Raw genomic sequence first — 16,171 nt, 5'->3', positions numbered from 1 at the left:
TTCTTAATTCATTACTAAAGCAACAATTATTCCTAAAATTGTTCCACCCATCACTTGAATTGGTGTATGCCCCAATAATTCTTTTAAATTTTTATCTACTTTGATTCCGGCATTCTCGACATTTTGTAACATCCGATTGATAATTCTGGCTTGGTTTCCTGCCTGTCTTCTAATACCTTGGGCATCATATAAGACGACGAAGGCTAAAACAGTAGCAATAGCAAAAAGTGATGAATCAAATCCTTGTCTCAATCCAGTAGCCGTTGCCAAAGCAACAACCAATGAACTATGAGAACTGGGCATCCCACCTGTTGCAAAAATTAATTGCCAATTAATACGATGTGTCCGAATAAGTTCGATAATTATTTTAATTAACTGAGCCAGAGCCCAACTCACAATGGCTGTCATTAAAATTTGATTATGAAAAATCTGATTAAAAAAGTTCATAATAGTCTCCTTTTACTAATAAAAACCTACTAACTATCAGTAACTCTATTATACATCATCTATCTTTTAATGATGTCTGATTTGCTGACAAATACAGAAAGCCTGTCAGTAAATATCGTTCATTTTTAAATACAAAAAAACAAGTTTAAACTTGTTCTCTAAGCTTTTCTAATTGTTCATTGAATATCTCAGGAGCATCAACTTGGAATTCCATAAACTCACCAGTTGTTGGATGGTCAAAACCTAATGTTTCAGCATGCAAAAATTGCCCTTTATTAGGTGTCAATGTTTTATTCGGTCCATAGAGTGGATCACCGGCCACAGGATGACCAATGTAATTCATATGTACACGAATCTGATGCGTACGCCCAGTTTCCAAGCGCAATGCAATCAAAGTATAGCCATAAAATCGTTCTAAAACCTCAAAATGAGTCACGGCTGGTTTTCCGCCAGAAACTACGGCTTGTTTTTTGCGATCTTTAAGATTACGACCAATTGGCGCTTCAATGGTTCCTTTATCATTAGCAATTTCACCGTGGACAATCGCTAAATAACGACGTTTGCTAGTCTTATCTTTTAATTGTGCTGCCAAACTTTCGTGTGCTTTATCATTTTTAGCAATCATCAAAAGACCACTCGTATCCTTATCAATACGATGCACAATTCCTGGACGAATTACACCATTAATGCTTGAAAGATCTTTGATATGATACATGATTGCATTAACCAATGTCCCTGAAGCATGACCGGCTGCAGGATGAACTACCATTCCTTGAGGTTTATTTACTACTGCAACATCTGAATCTTCATAAATGATTTCTAGTGGCAAATCTTCAGCAACGATATCAAGAACTTCCGCTTCTGGAACTTCAAATTCAATCCTGTCCCCTACTTTTACTTTATACTTTGCTTTTTTGGCTTCACTGTTAACAAATACTTTATCATTTTTGATAAGTTCTGTCAGTAAACTTCGTGAATATTCTGTTTGATTGGCAAGCGCCTTGTCAAGACGTAAGCCTTTGTTTTCTTCGTTAATTTTTATGATAGGCAAGTATTTTTTTCCTTTTTATAAATGTTAAATAAAACTTTCTGTCAGTGATTTTTTAATCAATTTATTTTGTTTCTTTGTCTGTCAAAATTGCAATGAAAAGAAGAACAAAACCAACAGATAATAAGATATCCGCAATATTAAAAATTGGAAAATTAATAAATTCAGTTTGGAACATATCAACAACAAATCCTTGACGAATTCGATCAATAAAATTTCCCAAAGCACCAGCAATAATTAAAGTTAATCCAATAAAATACCAGTTTTGTGCCATTTTTTTCCATAAAAACCAAAGGGCAACAACTAAGACGATCGGTGTTAAGACAAGGAAAAACCATTGTTGACCTGAAAATGAAGACCAAGCTGCTCCATCATTTTTGATATAAGTTAAACTAAGAACATTAGGCCAAATTTTTTCTGTATCTCCAAGCTGAATATTAGCAACAATCCAATTTTTAAAAATTTGGTCAGCAACAATTCCAACAACGATAATAACAAGTGACAGTAGTTTTTTCATGCTTTAATTATAGCATATTTCGCAATCTGATAGCTCGCTAGAACAGTTTTTATCCTATTTCAAAATAAAAAGCGCATTTAAATAAATGCACTTATAGATAAATTAGCCTATCTTTCTCATCAAATCAACCATTTCAATTGCTCCAACCGCTACTTCAAAACCTTTATTTCCAGCTTTTGTGCCTGCACGCTCAATGGCTTGTTCTATATTTTCAGTTGTTAGCACACCAAACATGACCGGAATATTAGAGTTTAAGGAAACATGAGCAATCCCCTTAGAAACTTCATTACAAACAAAATCATAATGAGAAGTTGAACCTCTGATAACAGTCCCTAAACATATAATTGCTTCATATTTATTGGAAGTCGCCATTTTTTGGGCAATAAGGGGAATTTCAAAAGCCCCAGGAACCCATGCTATATCAATTTCTTCTTCCTGGACTCCATGTCTTTTGAGTGCATCTAATGCTCCTGACAAAAGTTTTGCATTGATAAATTCATTAAATCGAGCAACTACAATCCCATATTTTGCATTCTCTGTTCTTAAATTTCCTTCAATAATTATCATATTTCTATCCTTACTTTCTATTTTACTTTAGCCAAACAAATGTCCCATTTTATTTTGTTTTACTTTTAAATAATCATGGTCAAAGGGGTTATCTTTGATTTGGAGAGCTACTCTTTCTTCAACTACTAGACCATATTTTTGAAAATCATTAATCTTTTGCGGATTATTAGTCATTAATTTTAATGATTTCACCCCAATTATTTTTAAAATTTGTGCTCCAATCGAATATTCTCGCTCATCTTCTTCAAATCCTAAAGCTAAATTAGCTTCAACTGTATCAAGTCCTTCATCTTGAAGTGAGTAGGCACGAAGTTTATTAATCAAACCAATTCCACGTCCTTCTTGTCGAAGATATAAAAGCACGCCACGCCCCTCATCATTTATTTTTTTTAATGCCTCTTCTAATTGTTCACCGCAGTCACATTTCAAGGAACCAAAAGCATCACCAGTTAAGCATTCTGAGTGAACGCGGCAAAGAATAGCTTGACCGTCACCAATATCTCCTTTAACTAAAGCAACATGGTGCTCACCATTTATTTTATTGACAAATCCTAAAATATCAAACATACCATATTTCGTCGGTAGTTTAGCTCTAGTCACCTGTTCTACTTGCAGTTCATTTTGCTTAAGATACTCTTGAATAGCTTTAATTGTGATATATTTCAAGCCCCACTCTTGCGCTTTTTCCTTCAGTTTCTCCTTACGCATCATTGTTCCATCTTCGTCCATTATTTCAACGCAGACACCTACTTCTTTTAAACCAGCCAGACGCAACAAGTCAACCGTAGCCTCAGTATGACCATTTCGCTCTAAAAGACCATTTTTCTTGGCAATTAGTGGAAATACATGACCTGGTCTACGAAAATCACTTGGTAAACTCTCGGCATCAACAAGTTTTTTTATGGTTAAGGCCCGTTCAAAAGCCGAAATTCCTGTGCTAGTTTCAATATGATCAACCGAAACTGTAAAAGCTGTTCCATGATTATCTGTATTTTTCTCTACCATTGCCTCTAATTGTAAATTCTTAGCATAAGTTTCACTGAGTGGTGCGCAAATCAATCCTTTGGCCTCACTTGCCATAAAATTAATTATTTCCGGACTGATAAATTCGGCCGCACAGATAAGGTCGCCCTCATTTTCTCTATTTTCATCGTCACTAACGATAATCATTTCCCCTGCTTTAAGTGCAGCAAGTGCTTCTTCTACTTTATTATATTGGAACATTTTATCTCCTATAAAAATCCGTTGTTAAATAGTTTTTCTTTAGTTAATGAAGATTCTTTCATCGAAGAACTACTATCGCCCCATAATTTTTCTATATATTTCCCTAAAATATCATTTTCTAAATTAACAGTATCACCCACTTTTTTATCTGCCATTATCGTCTCTTTGAGCGTATGTGGAATAACGGAAACACTAAAAGATTTCGACTTAACCCGAGCAACTGTAAGACTAATCCCATCAATCGTGATTGAGCCTTTTTCGACGATGTATCTCATTAAATTTATGCTTGTTTTGATTTCATACCAGATGGCATTTTCTTCTTTTTTTACTTCTAAAATCTGGCCAACTCCATCAATATGCCCTGACACAATATGCCCACCAAATCGGCCATTTAATGGCATCGCTCGTTCTAAGTTAACTTTGGCACCCGCATTTAAGGTCCCAAGATTTGAACGATTTAGACTTTCAGGCATAATATCAGCCGTAAATTCTTTTTGATTAAATTCAGAAACGGTCAGGCATAAACCATTTGTTGAAATAGAATCTCCAAGTTTCATATCCTCTAAAATCAAGGAAGCACGGATGCTAATTTTGAAGGATTTTTCTCTTTTTTGCAGGCGACTCACTTCCCCTATTTCTTCAATTATTCCTGTAAACATTAAAGAAGCTCACTTTCTAATAAAATATCTTCTCCTAGATAGGTTATTTGAGGCCTTTCTAGGAGATAGGCTTGATTGGGTTGCTCGATTCCATGCCCTTCAACTGGACTTGGTGCTTCTTTTCCACCAAATATTTTAGGGGCAATATAAGTTTGAACTTTTTGAACTATCCCTGCTTTTAATGCCGAAGCATTTAATGTTCCTCCACCTTCCAAGATAATACTGTCAATCCCTTTTTCTCCTAACTTTTTGGTCAATTCTTTCAAATTCAATCTTCCTTCTAGGCAAGAAACTAAGATAATTTCACAACCCGCTTTAAGAAAGGGAGCTTGTTTTTCGGGGTCAGACTCAGCTGTAGCAATAATCGTTGGAATTTCAGTAGCTGTAGAAACAATCTTGGAAGCTAAAGGACTTCTTAAATGAGTATCACAAATGATTCTTATCGGATTTTTCCCCTTTTCCAACCTGACAGAGAGTTGTGGATCATCTAAAATAAGTGTTTCAACACCAATCATAATGGCCATAAAACGTGAACGGTCTTGATGTACTTTCTGTCTTGCAATTTCACCTGTAATCCATTTTGATTGACCTGCTGATGTCGCAATTTTTCCGTCTAAAGTCATTGCATACTTCATCATGACATAGGGAAGCCCTTGACTAACATAATAAAAGAAAATTTTATTTAATTCTTCACATTCTTTTTCTAAAACATTGAAAGAAACTTCAATTCCAGCTTCTCTCATTGCTTTAATTCCTTTTCCTGAAACCAAGGGATTGGGGTCTAAATGCCCGATAACAACACGCTTAATTCTATTTTTTATAATCGCTTCAAAACAAGGGGGTTGTTTTCCCTGATGCGCACAAGGCTCTAAGGTCACATAAAGCGTGGCTCCTTCGGGAGATTCGTTACAATCCTTAAAAGCATTGATTTCCGCATGAGCTTCCCCATATTTTTCATGATAACCCTGACCAATAATTCTTCCTTCTTTGACAATAAGGGCTCCTACTTGAGGGTTAGGGTTGACATTACCACCTCCTTTTTTTGCAAGTACAATTGCTAAATCCATGTAGTATTCGTCTTTTTTCATCTATTCATCCTTTCTAATAAAAAATAAGACCCTAAAATAAAATTTCAGGGTCTTTTGATAAATTTTCTATTTTTTTCGAGCAAAAACGCAGCTCAAAAAACCAAAAATGGAGTGAATTATATCAATTCACTCCAGAGTTTTAGGCTAAATAGACATAATACTGACTAGAGTATTATGGTTTTATTATCTTCTTTCATCCAGACTATACTGTCGGCCTCGGAGTTTCACCGAATCATGCTGCAAGCAGCTCGCGGGCTATACCGCCGGTAGGGAATTACACCCTGCCCTGAAGATTTATTCAATTGTAGCTAAAGTATAGCATTTAAATTTAAAGATTGTCAAGAAATAAAAACGTGTTCTTTAAGTTAACAAATTAAAATCAAACATTAAAAGTTCACAGACAGATAATACAAGCGAACATCACCCTACTTTATTAAAGTCCAATATAGTTAAATATTATTTAATTTTATAATCAAAGCCCCCAAGAATTTTTCCTGTCTTGTCCTTTAAAACAAATCTCATTTTAAAATTCATCTCTTTAACCCATTGATGTTCTGATTTTGTAAGTTTTATTCCTTCTGCACTCTCCATTCCCTCTATTATCGATTTTTTTATCATAGGCATATCATTTTTGACAAAAGAAACATAATCATTTTCGACTATCAAAGTTACAACAATGGTATCTGTGCCACTTTCACTTGCTTTAATATCTATATAAAATGGATTTGAACCTTGAGAAGTTACAAGCTGCTTTTTCCCATTATTTAACGAGTGAGTTACCTCGTCTAGTAACTCTTGTTTTTCTACCTGATGATAAATTTTCGCTACTTTGGAAACACTAAAAAGGGTAATCACAAGAGATAAAAATATCATCCCCACAATCAAAGGAATTAACCATGGCAAAATTCTTTTCTTTTTCGGAGTAGTATCTATTTTCTGTGTATTTTTGTTCATCATTTTCATCCTTTGTTCTCATAAATTAAATCTCTTATAATTTAACCAATTATAGAGCCACTGAAGATTGATTATTGGCTTTTTTCTCTTTTGAACGATATCACCATAAAGTTTATTTTTCCAATAGGATAAAATCTCTTTATCCTTATTTGTAAGAATCGTTCGACTCTTATCTCCTATATCAATTGATAACAATCTACCCGAACGATTAAATTCATAGGCCCTGTAAATATTATTGTTTTTATCAGAAATGACTAAATTATATGTATTCTCAAAAAAATACCAACTGAAACTCACAAAATCTTGATTTGCCCTGTGATATTCTATATCAAATTGAGAAAAATTGTATGTGAAATGCCTATTATATGACTGAACCCAATGTTGATTATCTTTGAATCTGTCTATTTCTGTGCTCCAATCCGCATGTGGAAGATAGACGCTTGATAAATTAAAGATAACTGCACACATAACAGGGTTTGTTCCTGACTTATGAGAAATATTTTGTGCATAATATATTGAATAAACCCTTAAATTTCGGTATCCATATCCACTAATTAATAATACAAAAACAATAAAAATGATGATAGACAAAAATACTTTTAAAAACCTCCCTTTTCTTTTTTTCACCATAGATTTTTAAACCAATTAACAACTGATTTAGCAACTTTTTTTACTGTATTCATGAATTAAACCTCCAATAATTGAATAAATTATATATCCACTGCAAATTTATTTTTGATGCTTGCCGATGAGAAACAATAAAACCGTACATTTCATTCAATTTTTCTTTAACAATGATGATATATTGTAGCGTAGGTTTTATTGTCTTAGGTGTCGTTTCTTCAGAATAAGTCACAGAAATAAATTCACCCTTTGAATTAAAATTGTATGTATATGGAGTTACAAAGTCAATTAAATCGAGACCACCTGCCTCAGGTTTTAAACTAAAAGATAATTCTCCTTTCTTGAAAACCGAAATATCATTATTTTTTAATCCTTCAAAGCGATAATCAATATCCCCCTCGCTAGTTTTCACCCGCACTCCTCCAAATGGAACATCGTAGTTAGCATTCGGAATGTATATGGCATCCAGATTATTAAATACCGCAACCATCACAGGGTTCGTCCCTACCTTATGAGGCAAATGCTGGGCATAATAAACAGAGTATTTCCCTAAGTTTAACCATACATAAATTAAAGCAATAAACAATAAAATAATTGAAAAACTGATACTTCCTGCAACAACTAAGGTACAATGCTTCTTTTTTCTTTTTACCATAAACTCTTCAACCATTTTCCTACGGCATTCACTTTATTAGAAACCCAGTTCTTAGCTGAATTGTAAGCTGAACCTGTAAAGTTCGTGACAGCAAACAGATAAAGTGACTGACTCATATAATTACTTAAACTCAATTAAATTTCCTTTCGTTCAATAAATTATAAAGCCATTGCAAGTTTATTTTTGGTACTTGACGGTGAGAAACAATATTACCGTACATTGTGCTAAGTATTTTATCAGAATCCTCAATATCTTCTTTATCCGAATGTTCTATTCTGCCTTTTGAATTTGGAGAATCATAATAAATAACAGAACTTAATATTCCGTTTCCCAAAAAATTATAAGTATCTGGTTTTCCTTGTTTAGGCTTTAAAACATCCAGAGAATACATGCTATCTTGCCCATTTCCCAATGTATATTCAAGCTCTTTATTTTCTCTGTCACTTACAGATATCCATCTCCCATGAAGAGTACTCATATGATAGAATATTTCATACTGGCCAAAGGGAGCTGAATTGGTATCAAAATTAAATTTAGGAATATAGAGTGAATCATAATTATTAAAAACCGCGACTAAAACTGGATTCGTTCCTATTCTATGTGGTAAATGTTGAGCATAATAAACAGAATATTTTCCTAGGTTTAACCATACATAAATTAAAGCAACGAACAAGAAAATAATTGAAAAACTGATACTTCCTGCAACAACTAAAGTATGATGCTTCTTTTTTCTTTTTACCATAGGCTCTTTAACCATTTTCCTACGGAACTCACTTTATTAGAAACCCACTTTTTAGCTGAATTGTAGGCTGAACCTATAAAGTTTGTGACGGCATGACGAAGCGATTGAGATGCATGATTACTTAAAGTCAATTAAATTTCCTTTCGTTCAATAAATTATAAAGCCATTGCAAGTTTATTTCAGGGACTTGACGGTGTGCAACAATTTGACCATACATCTCATTCAGTTGTTCATTAACAACAATAGTATCTTGTGGTGTGGGTTTTATCGTCTCAGGTGCCGTTTCTGTAGCAGGTGTTACAGAAATAAATTTTCCATTTGAAGCAAAATTATATTTTGGACCATTGAAGTCAGATAAAATATACCCCCACCCTCCTTTGTACAAATAAAGTTTCAGCTTTTCTCCTGCCCATATCGTAATATTTCCAGGATCTCGTATATCTTCTGCCTGAAAATAAATTTCATCTTTATTATTATTTTTTATTTTTCTTATTCCTGCAGCATCATAGGATTGCTCATTTGGCAGGTAAATATATTCCATATTATTAAATACCGCCACCATCACAGGATTAGTACCTGCCTTATGTGATAAATGTTGGGCATAGTAAACAGAATATTTTCCAAGATTCACCCATCCTTGGAATAGCACAACCAAGGATAAAATCACGGTGAAACAAACGCTAAACGTAATAATTAGAACTTTACGCTTCTTTTTTATTTTTACCATAGGCTCTTGAACCATTTTCCTACGGCATTTACTTTATTAGAAACCCAACTCTTAGCTGAATTGTAAGCTGAACCTATAAAGTTTGTGACAGCATGATAAGCATGAATAGCACTATTAACAACTGGTTTCACGTAGTTGTTATATACCTTTGATACGGTATTCGTTACATAATTCACAGTAGGTGCAACATAGTTATTATATACACCAGTTACAAAATTACTAACAGTATGATAGGCTGTCTGAACGCCATTCCAAATAGCATTCCCAGTATTCCGAGCTTGTTGCGTAAGCCATTGGCTTGTCTGACGGAATGCTTGTGCAGCCGCAGCAGCTTTTTGTTTGGCAACTTCTATAACTGTGTTTAAGGATTGTTTTGCGACTTTGACCCCTTGATTGATAAAACTTTTAACGTTCTGACCCACAGATATTACTTTTGCTTTAAAACTGTTAAACACTTGACTGACACTCTGTGTTGCACCTTTAAAAGCAGATATTGCTTTGTTTTTTAAGGAATTAGCGGTATTTTGAACAACCTTAACAACTTTCTGAATGCTTGTTGATAGCTGTTGGACTTTTTTGGTTACAACTCTCTTCAAAGCATCCCCAGAAATTTTGGTCAGTTGCCCAACAAGTTTTCCTGTTGTTTGAAGACTTTTTGCTGCAGCATTTCGGTCTTTAAGACTTTTGAATAATCCGTATAAACCTCCACCTGCCGCATAAGCTGTCCCCAGACTTGCAAATGCTAAACTAAAGACCGCAAAACCGCCCATAGCAACACCTGAATCCCCCTTTCCACCACTCATAGATTCTAAATACATCTTTTCACGTAAGGCCGTGTCCAAATTAGGAAGACTGTAATATTTGGCAAAAGCCTCTGCTGTCGTCAATCCTTTATAATCTGGAAAATGCGTTAAAATATAAGCATCCATATCCGCAGCCTCATCGCTTGCATTAAGATTCGTGAGGGCATCTCCTGTGAGCGTATCCGTCATCAACTTGGTATCTCTCAAATTACTATCATGACCTGTTAAACTTTCTATAAGTGCAGGAAGAGAATATCCGCCAGCAAGAAGATTACCTGAAATTTTGATTGCTCCTGTTTCATAATAGGCTCCCATCGAAGTTCCCAAATGAGATAAATCAATTCCATTCCCTTTTTTGTTTATGACTCCAAGTATATCTGAAATCTTACTATAATCATAACCTTTTGGAATACTATTCAATGGTTTCTGTAAGAGCCCTGCAAAGCCATCGCTGTAATGCACTCCCGCCAAATAGTCCGCAAAGCCATCATTAGGATTTTTTTCAAGAGTTGTAGAAGCAACATAAAGGTCATTATAGAGTTCTTTTGCTTGGTCACTTGTGATACCAAAATTTTTTGCCATGTTTTCATAGTTAACATTCATCGAATTAGAAAAACTATTTTTATTCGCAACGCTTTGCATTGATGGATAGATGATGTCCGTATTTCCACCCGACATTGTCAAAGGAATCGTTACAGAGTCCGCTTTTGAAGAATTAATCGGACTATAGGTAATTGTAGCCGTTGGTACACCTGTATTTTGATAGTTAATAGTGAAACTTGGTTTATAGTTCACACCAGCATATTGGATATTATTTCCACTATATCCATAGCTAGAAGTTTGAGGATAGCCATAGTAATTAGGTAAACTTTGTGTATAAATCAAGTTAATTACAGGATTGTTCTTCACACTATCATTTTCCGTCATATTCACAAAACCATAATACGGAATGGTTGGAATAGGCAGGTTATAATCTTGTCCAGTAAATCCGATATAGTGGTCTGTATCTTGGATTTTATGACCAAATTCATCATAGTAGTTAACTATAAAATTTTGCCGAATTTGAGTATTCATGTGGGCTTGGAGCGCTGAGCCAAAGAGGTCATAGCGCACACCTTGTGCAAAGAAATAAGAATCTTCTGCTCGCTCTGGTGCAGGGGCATAGTAGTTATAGTAAAACTCTGAAACGAATCCTGCACCGAGATAACCACCATAAGGAAGACTAGCCACACCATCTAACCCTGGATAATTCGGTGAAGCGTCGTAGATAGTATCGCCATCTTGTTTGAGATTGGTCGTTTGAGGTAATATGGTCACGAGATTTGCTAGGTTTGTTTGAACGCCTTGTGCAATGTCAATATCCGTCGTGATAAAGGAAGCAACAACTGGAACTTCTGTTGTCGTATCGTGTTTGACAATCTGATAAATCAAGCTGAGCGCATTTGCCCCATTGTATAGACAAACAATAGAATTTCCACCTGAATCTGCGATATTTTGTTCGCCAGTAAAAGCAAGTCCTTGCGGAATTCCGTCTGCTCCTTCATTGTCTTGCCAACTGTCTTTGTCACTTGATGCTACTGTATAAATCATATCGAGGTCAAGTCCTGAAAGTGTTTTTCCGATATAAGTTAATCGTCCGCTATCTCCGACATTCATGGTATAGGTGGTAGCAGGAATGATTGGACCATCTTGTACTCCAAAATTTTCTTGATTGAGTTGTCCAGTAGCTGTGCCCTTTATGGCAATGACTTGGGTTTGCTCTGACCAATGTAGTACACTAGGATCAAGAAGATTATCATCGGTAATGTCTTTTCCTTGAAGCGTGATATTAACGCCATCAAAAACGGCAGAACCTGTGGCATTGTTATCTACTGCTCCTGTAACTTGAATGTTTGTAATTTCAGGACTTTTTGATTGTGAGGGATTTTTTGGTTTTCCCTGACTTTCTGATGATAAGCTCGTCGTTGGATCACTCGTTTGAGCTTGTGTCGCTGTGGTTTGAGTAGTGACATCTGCTGTTGTAGTAGTTTCATTTGCAATCGTTGACGCAGGTTCATTTATCGAACTTTCACTACTTGCTTTTGTTAATGATATAGCGATTGAGCTTTGGTTCGATTGAGTAGGCGAATTTGTATCAACGGTTGAACTTTCAGTAGTTAAAATATTTGTGGAACTTGAAGCTTGAGCTGTATTTTCCATATTTGATACTACTGCTGGTTCTTCAGTTGTCGAGTCAGAAGCGGCAAGAGAAGAATTCACAGTTGGACTTACAGGACTGCTTTGAGTCGTCACATCACTACTTTGTGTCATTGTTTCTGTATTAGAAGGGACTTCGTCTGCTTGAGCAGTCAATCCTATACTTCCAATAACAAAAATTAAAAGTATTCCGCTACTAAAAAGCCAGATTTTACCTGACTTCCACGTACGGAAATGATGTTTTTGTTTTTCCAATGCTAAAATCTCCCATTTTTAATTATGTTACTATTCTGACTATTCAAACAGTATATCACAACCAAACCAAATTGTAAAACTAGGAAATGTTTTTGTAATTTAACGAAATCACGCGCAGATTATAGAAGTTATTAATCAAATTTTTGTTTTTATTTATTTGCTCAAAAATTACAATTTTGCTAAAATGGCTCTATTAGAACATAGGATATCTTATCATGCAAGAAATAAAAATAAACCCTCAACTCACTTGGCTTTCTTTTAATGTCGAAGACCTTAGAAATACTTCTGAACTTGCTACTTATGGTATTGACTTAGAAACGCTTCAATATGCTGAAGATAAAAATGAACGCCCTCACACGGAGTTCATTCCTGATAGTCAAGACTTTGTACTGATTTTCAACAGCCTGGATTTACTCAATTCAGAAGTCCATTATAAGACGGTTCCCATTACTTTTGTAGCACAAAAAAATCGATTAATTACTCTTTATCATCCAGAAAATGAATATTTAATTAATCAAATTAAAAAATATTGCTTCCAAAATGAACCAGAAACGGTTTATCATCTTCTTTTCATCAGTTTATTTTTGATTTCAGAGGCTTTCTTTCCTTACTTAGAAAAAATTGATAAATCAAAAGAAGAAATTAATCAAAAGTTGCGTGAAAAAACAACAAAGAAAAATTTGTTGGCCCTTTCTGATATTGAAACAGGAATGCTTTATATTGTATCTAGTGCCAACCAAAATACTTTACTACTTGAACAACTCAAAACTAAAAGTATTTACAGACAGTTCAATGAAACTGAAAAAGAGCAACTTGAAGATGCAATTATCGAAGCACAACAGCTTGCCAGTATGACACAACTTAATGCTCAAATTCTTGAACAATTAGCAGGAACTTATAATAATGTCCTTAATAATAATTTGAATGATAATATGACAACTTTGACAATTGTTTCTGTACTTTTGGCAGGATTAGCAGTCATCACCGGTTTTTTTGGAATGAATGTACCACTTCCACTTACTAACCAAAAAGATGCTTGGGTTTGGATCATTGGAGCTTGTATTATTCTTTGGCTACTTTATGCGGCACTTTTTCGTTATATTATTGGTCGAAGACAATAAAAAAATCAGCCAAAGCTGATTTTTTTTATTTTATTTTTACGCTTGCAATTTTTTCAAGATCATCAGCAATTGGATGTCCATTGCTTGTTCGATCTGATAATGATAAATCGCACAAATTGATATCGTATTTCTTGCCAGTCTCACTGATAACTTCTAATACTTGTTCATCAGTTTCTTTTGTCGCTGGTGCTTTAGCTTGACTGAACAAATCTAATTCTTCGGTCAATGCTGATAAATCAGCAGTCGAATTGATTAAACCGGCTGCAAAGACGGTATGATTATTTGTCTTCAAGGTTCGTAGTACTTGAAGGCCACGGTTAGCACGTGAGGTGGCCGGAATATCATCCGTCTTAACACGTTTGATAAATGCCCGTTGAGTCAAAAGGTACCAACTATTTGAGTTAACAAAGAAGGCGGACTTAATTTTATCGCCATTTTTGAGATTCATGGCCTTGACTCCTGCAGCTCTAGCACCCAAAACTGGAACGTCGTCAAGATTAAAGCGAAGGGCATAACCATTTTCAGAAATAAGCATGAGGTCTGCAAATTGAACTGGAGTGATTAGAACAATTTCATCATCTTCTCCTTTAAGTTTAGCACATGGAGTAGATTTTGAACGATAGGTCCGCCAAGGGGAGAAACTTTCACGTTCAATTTGTTTTATTTGTCCATTTCTTGTGACAACAACTAGATTTTCACCAGCAAATTCGTCCACAATCTGAACAAAAATTACTTTCTCATCAGCTGAGAAATTAGAGAGACTTTGAGATAGATGCTCACCAATATCTTTCCAACGAATATCAGAGAGTTCATGGATTGGGCGATAAATGACATTGCCAAGATTTGTAAAAAGTAAGAGATGTTGAGTTGTTTTAGCATTGGCATAATAAAGGAGCTCATCATCATCACGTTTACCAATTTCTTCAAGTGCTGAGGAAGCAAATGAACGTGGTGAAGTGCGTTTGATGTAACCTGAACGAGTTACTGAAACTACAGTATCCTCTGCCACAATCAATTCGCTCGCTTCAATTTCAATAGTTTGAACTTCATCTTGTAATTCGCTACGGCGTGGTTTGGCAAATTTTTTCTTAACTTCACGAAGTTCGCGTTTCATTAAATTAAACAAGGTACGTTCATCATTAATAATCGCTTTAAGTTCGAGAATTTTTTGCTCTAATTCAGCTTGTTCATTTTGTAGAGTGACAATATCGGTATTGGTCAAACGATAAAGTTGTAAAGTAACAATGGCTTCGGCTTGCTCTTCGGTAAATCCAAATGAAACTTTGATATTTTCTTTGGCATCTGCTTTATTTTCTGAAGCACGGATCGTTGCGACCACTTCATCTAAAATAGAAACCATGCGAATCAGACCTTCAACAATATGAAGTCTTTTTTCTGCTTTATTCAAATCAAACTGCGAACGTTTAACGATGACATCTTCACGGTGTTTGACATAAGAGCGGAGCATTTGTAAGACACCGGTTTGAACAGGAGTCATATTATCAATTGCAACCATGTTGAAGTTATAATTCACTTGTAAATCAGTATTTTTAAACAAGTAATTCAAAACAAGCTGGCTATCAGCTTCTTTTTTTAATTCAATTGCAATCCGAAGACCTTCACGGTCTGACTCATCTCTGACTTCTGCAATTCCGGGCACTTTAGCATTGACACGAACATCATCAATTTTCTTGACTAAGTTTGCTTTATTGAGCTCAAAAGGAATTTCAGTAACAATAAGTTGCTCACGACCACCTTTCATTGGTTCAATATCGACTTTTGAACGAACAACGATGCGCCCTTTTCCTTTTTCGTAAGCTTTTCTGATTTCGCCTTTTCCTTGGATAATCCCACCAGTAGGAAAATCTGGTCCTGGTAAGAATTCCATGATTTTTTCTACATCAGCTTTAGGATGGTCAATCATATGAATGGTTGCATCAATGACTTCCCCCAAATTGTGAGGTGGAATATCTGTCGCATAACCAGCTGAAATCCCGGTTGAGCCATTGACTAAAAGATTTGGGAAAGCTGCTGGTAAAACCGTTGGTTCTTTCTCAGTATCATCAAAGTTCCAAGCTTGACTTACTGTATCTTTCTCAATATCTGCTAAAAGATAGCCTGAAATTTCTGAAAGACGGGCTTCAGTATAACGCATAGCGGCTGGTGGGTCACCATCCATTGAACCATTATTACCATGCATTTCGATTAAAGGTTCGCCCATCTTCCAGTCTTGACTCATCCGAATCATTGCTTCATAAATTGAGCTATCTCCATGTGGGTGGAAATTACCCATGACATTTCCGACTGATTTCGCTGATTTACGATAAGACTTATCAAATGTGTTTCCGTCTTTATTCATTGAATAAAGAATACGGCGTTGTACCGGTTTTAAACCATCACGGATATCGGGAAGGGCCCGCTCCTGAATGATATATTTTGAATATCGACCAAATCGGTCACCCATTATATCTTCTAATGGTAAGGTTTGAATGTTTGACATATTTTAACTTTCTTTTTAGAAAATTTGTTTACTTTTTTAATTAA

The 16,171-nt window shown here is 35.2% G+C and carries 17 protein-coding genes and 1 riboswitch; of the genes, 1 reads left to right on the top strand and 16 read right to left on the bottom strand.

The window, feature by feature from the left end; genetic code table 11:
* Positions 1–3: 3 nt before the first annotated feature.
* The 15 genes from ACRYLU_RS05105 to ACRYLU_RS05035 all read right to left on the bottom strand — a co-directional run bounded on the left by ACRYLU_RS05105 (position 4) and on the right by ACRYLU_RS05035 (position 12,506).
* On the bottom strand, positions 4–447 hold the full coding sequence (locus ACRYLU_RS05105; protein WP_003130996.1) for a divergent PAP2 family protein: 444 nt from the start codon (positions 445–447) through the stop codon (positions 4–6).
* 145 nt (positions 448–592) lie between these two features.
* The gene (locus ACRYLU_RS05100; RefSeq protein WP_003130995.1) at positions 593–1,498 is read right to left on the bottom strand and encodes an RluA family pseudouridine synthase; all 906 of its coding nucleotides are present in this window, start codon (positions 1,496–1,498) and stop codon (positions 593–595) included.
* A gap of 61 nt (positions 1,499–1,559) precedes the next feature.
* On the bottom strand, positions 1,560–2,012 hold the full coding sequence (gene lspA / locus ACRYLU_RS05095) for a signal peptidase II (RefSeq protein WP_012897620.1): 453 nt from the start codon (positions 2,010–2,012) through the stop codon (positions 1,560–1,562).
* A gap of 102 nt (positions 2,013–2,114) precedes the next feature.
* Entirely contained in the window at positions 2,115–2,579 is a 465-nt protein-coding gene (gene ribH, locus ACRYLU_RS05090) for a 6,7-dimethyl-8-ribityllumazine synthase (RefSeq protein ID WP_445081326.1), read from the bottom strand.
* Positions 2,580–2,606: 27 nt separating this feature from the next.
* A complete protein-coding gene (locus ACRYLU_RS05085; RefSeq protein ID WP_038601292.1) occupies positions 2,607–3,803 on the bottom strand; it encodes a bifunctional 3,4-dihydroxy-2-butanone-4-phosphate synthase/GTP cyclohydrolase II in 1,197 nt (398 codons plus the stop codon).
* Positions 3,804–3,811: 8 nt separating this feature from the next.
* Positions 3,812–4,462, bottom strand: a complete 651-nt coding sequence (locus tag ACRYLU_RS05080) for a riboflavin synthase (protein ID WP_260310859.1) — start codon at positions 4,460–4,462, stop codon at positions 3,812–3,814.
* Complete coding sequence (gene ribD / locus ACRYLU_RS05075; protein WP_038601295.1) at positions 4,462–5,550, bottom strand: bifunctional diaminohydroxyphosphoribosylaminopyrimidine deaminase/5-amino-6-(5-phosphoribosylamino)uracil reductase RibD; 1,089 nt, start codon at positions 5,548–5,550, stop codon at positions 4,462–4,464. The genes ACRYLU_RS05080 and ribD overlap by 1 nt, the downstream gene beginning before the upstream one ends.
* Positions 5,551–5,731: 181 nt before the next feature.
* A riboswitch (FMN riboswitch) is annotated at positions 5,732–5,848 on the bottom strand.
* Positions 5,849–6,006: 158 nt separating this feature from the next.
* Positions 6,007–6,504: a hypothetical protein gene (locus ACRYLU_RS05070; protein WP_229049531.1), complete on the bottom strand. Its 498-nt coding sequence runs from the start codon at positions 6,502–6,504 to the stop codon at positions 6,007–6,009.
* Positions 6,505–6,522: 18 nt separating this feature from the next.
* On the bottom strand, positions 6,523–7,134 hold the full coding sequence (locus ACRYLU_RS05065) for a hypothetical protein (RefSeq protein WP_104142187.1): 612 nt from the start codon (positions 7,132–7,134) through the stop codon (positions 6,523–6,525).
* A gap of 49 nt (positions 7,135–7,183) precedes the next feature.
* Positions 7,184–7,783, bottom strand: a complete 600-nt coding sequence (locus ACRYLU_RS05060) for a hypothetical protein (RefSeq protein WP_260310863.1) — start codon at positions 7,781–7,783, stop codon at positions 7,184–7,186.
* Complete coding sequence (locus tag ACRYLU_RS05055; protein WP_181022855.1) at positions 7,777–7,917, bottom strand: hypothetical protein; 141 nt, start codon at positions 7,915–7,917, stop codon at positions 7,777–7,779. The genes ACRYLU_RS05060 and ACRYLU_RS05055 overlap by 7 nt, the downstream gene beginning before the upstream one ends.
* Positions 7,914–8,525 (bottom strand): hypothetical protein, encoded by a 612-nt coding sequence (locus tag ACRYLU_RS05050; protein WP_445081325.1) that lies wholly within the window; start codon positions 8,523–8,525, stop codon positions 7,914–7,916. Before ACRYLU_RS05050 ends, ACRYLU_RS05055 begins: the two co-directional genes overlap by 4 nt.
* Positions 8,519–8,656 carry a hypothetical protein gene (locus ACRYLU_RS05045; RefSeq protein WP_161935060.1) on the bottom strand — a complete coding sequence of 46 codons (138 nt, stop codon included), beginning with the start codon at positions 8,654–8,656 and terminating at the stop codon, positions 8,519–8,521. The genes ACRYLU_RS05050 and ACRYLU_RS05045 overlap by 7 nt, the downstream gene beginning before the upstream one ends.
* The gene (locus ACRYLU_RS05040) at positions 8,653–9,252 is read right to left on the bottom strand and encodes a hypothetical protein (protein WP_181022856.1); all 600 of its coding nucleotides are present in this window, start codon (positions 9,250–9,252) and stop codon (positions 8,653–8,655) included. Before ACRYLU_RS05040 ends, ACRYLU_RS05045 begins: the two co-directional genes overlap by 4 nt.
* Complete coding sequence (locus tag ACRYLU_RS05035) at positions 9,246–12,506, bottom strand: KxYKxGKxW signal peptide domain-containing protein (RefSeq protein WP_445081324.1); 3,261 nt, start codon at positions 12,504–12,506, stop codon at positions 9,246–9,248. Before ACRYLU_RS05035 ends, ACRYLU_RS05040 begins: the two co-directional genes overlap by 7 nt.
* Positions 12,507–12,721: 215 nt before the next feature.
* Between ACRYLU_RS05035 and ACRYLU_RS05030 the strand changes: the two genes are divergently transcribed.
* On the top strand, positions 12,722–13,627 hold the full coding sequence (locus tag ACRYLU_RS05030; RefSeq protein WP_015426257.1) for a magnesium transporter CorA family protein: 906 nt from the start codon (positions 12,722–12,724) through the stop codon (positions 13,625–13,627).
* A 25-nt stretch (positions 13,628–13,652) separates the two neighbouring features.
* Here ACRYLU_RS05030 and parC read toward each other — a convergent pair whose 3' ends face one another.
* Positions 13,653–16,127, bottom strand: coding sequence for a DNA topoisomerase IV subunit A (parC, locus tag ACRYLU_RS05025; RefSeq protein ID WP_032946778.1), 2,475 nt, complete (start codon positions 16,125–16,127; stop codon positions 13,653–13,655).
* Between the last annotated feature and the right edge of the window lie 44 nt (positions 16,128–16,171).

It is taken from the genome of Lactococcus sp. KTH0-1S (assembly GCF_052544945.1).
The sequence above is the reverse complement of the archived record's forward strand: the minus strand, read 5'-3'. Positions and strand labels throughout refer to the sequence as shown.

Coding starts and splice junctions, on each gene's coding strand:
- ACRYLU_RS05070 (WP_229049531.1), bottom strand. CDS start 6,504: ATGAACAAAAATACACAGAAAATAGATACTACTCCGAAAAAGAAAAGA.
- lspA (WP_012897620.1), bottom strand. CDS start 2,012: ATGAAAAAACTACTGTCACTTGTTATTATCGTTGTTGGAATTGTTGCT.
- ACRYLU_RS05080 (WP_260310859.1), bottom strand. CDS start 4,462: ATGTTTACAGGAATAATTGAAGAAATAGGGGAAGTGAGTCGCCTGCAA.
- ACRYLU_RS05060 (WP_260310863.1), bottom strand. CDS start 7,783: ATGGTAAAAAGAAAAAAGAAGCATTGTACCTTAGTTGTTGCAGGAAGT.
- ACRYLU_RS05105 (WP_003130996.1), bottom strand. CDS start 447: ATGAACTTTTTTAATCAGATTTTTCATAATCAAATTTTAATGACAGCC.
- ACRYLU_RS05030 (WP_015426257.1), top strand. CDS start 12,722: ATGCAAGAAATAAAAATAAACCCTCAACTCACTTGGCTTTCTTTTAAT.
- ACRYLU_RS05050 (WP_445081325.1), bottom strand. CDS start 8,525: ATGGTAAAAAGAAAAAAGAAGCATCATACTTTAGTTGTTGCAGGAAGT.
- ribD (WP_038601295.1), bottom strand. CDS start 5,550: ATGAAAAAAGACGAATACTACATGGATTTAGCAATTGTACTTGCAAAA.
- parC (WP_032946778.1), bottom strand. CDS start 16,127: ATGTCAAACATTCAAACCTTACCATTAGAAGATATAATGGGTGACCGA.
- ACRYLU_RS05040 (WP_181022856.1), bottom strand. CDS start 9,252: ATGGTAAAAATAAAAAAGAAGCGTAAAGTTCTAATTATTACGTTTAGC.
- ACRYLU_RS05065 (WP_104142187.1), bottom strand. CDS start 7,134: ATGGTGAAAAAAAGAAAAGGGAGGTTTTTAAAAGTATTTTTGTCTATC.
- ACRYLU_RS05085 (WP_038601292.1), bottom strand. CDS start 3,803: ATGTTCCAATATAATAAAGTAGAAGAAGCACTTGCTGCACTTAAAGCA.
- ribH (WP_445081326.1), bottom strand. CDS start 2,579: ATGATAATTATTGAAGGAAATTTAAGAACAGAGAATGCAAAATATGGG.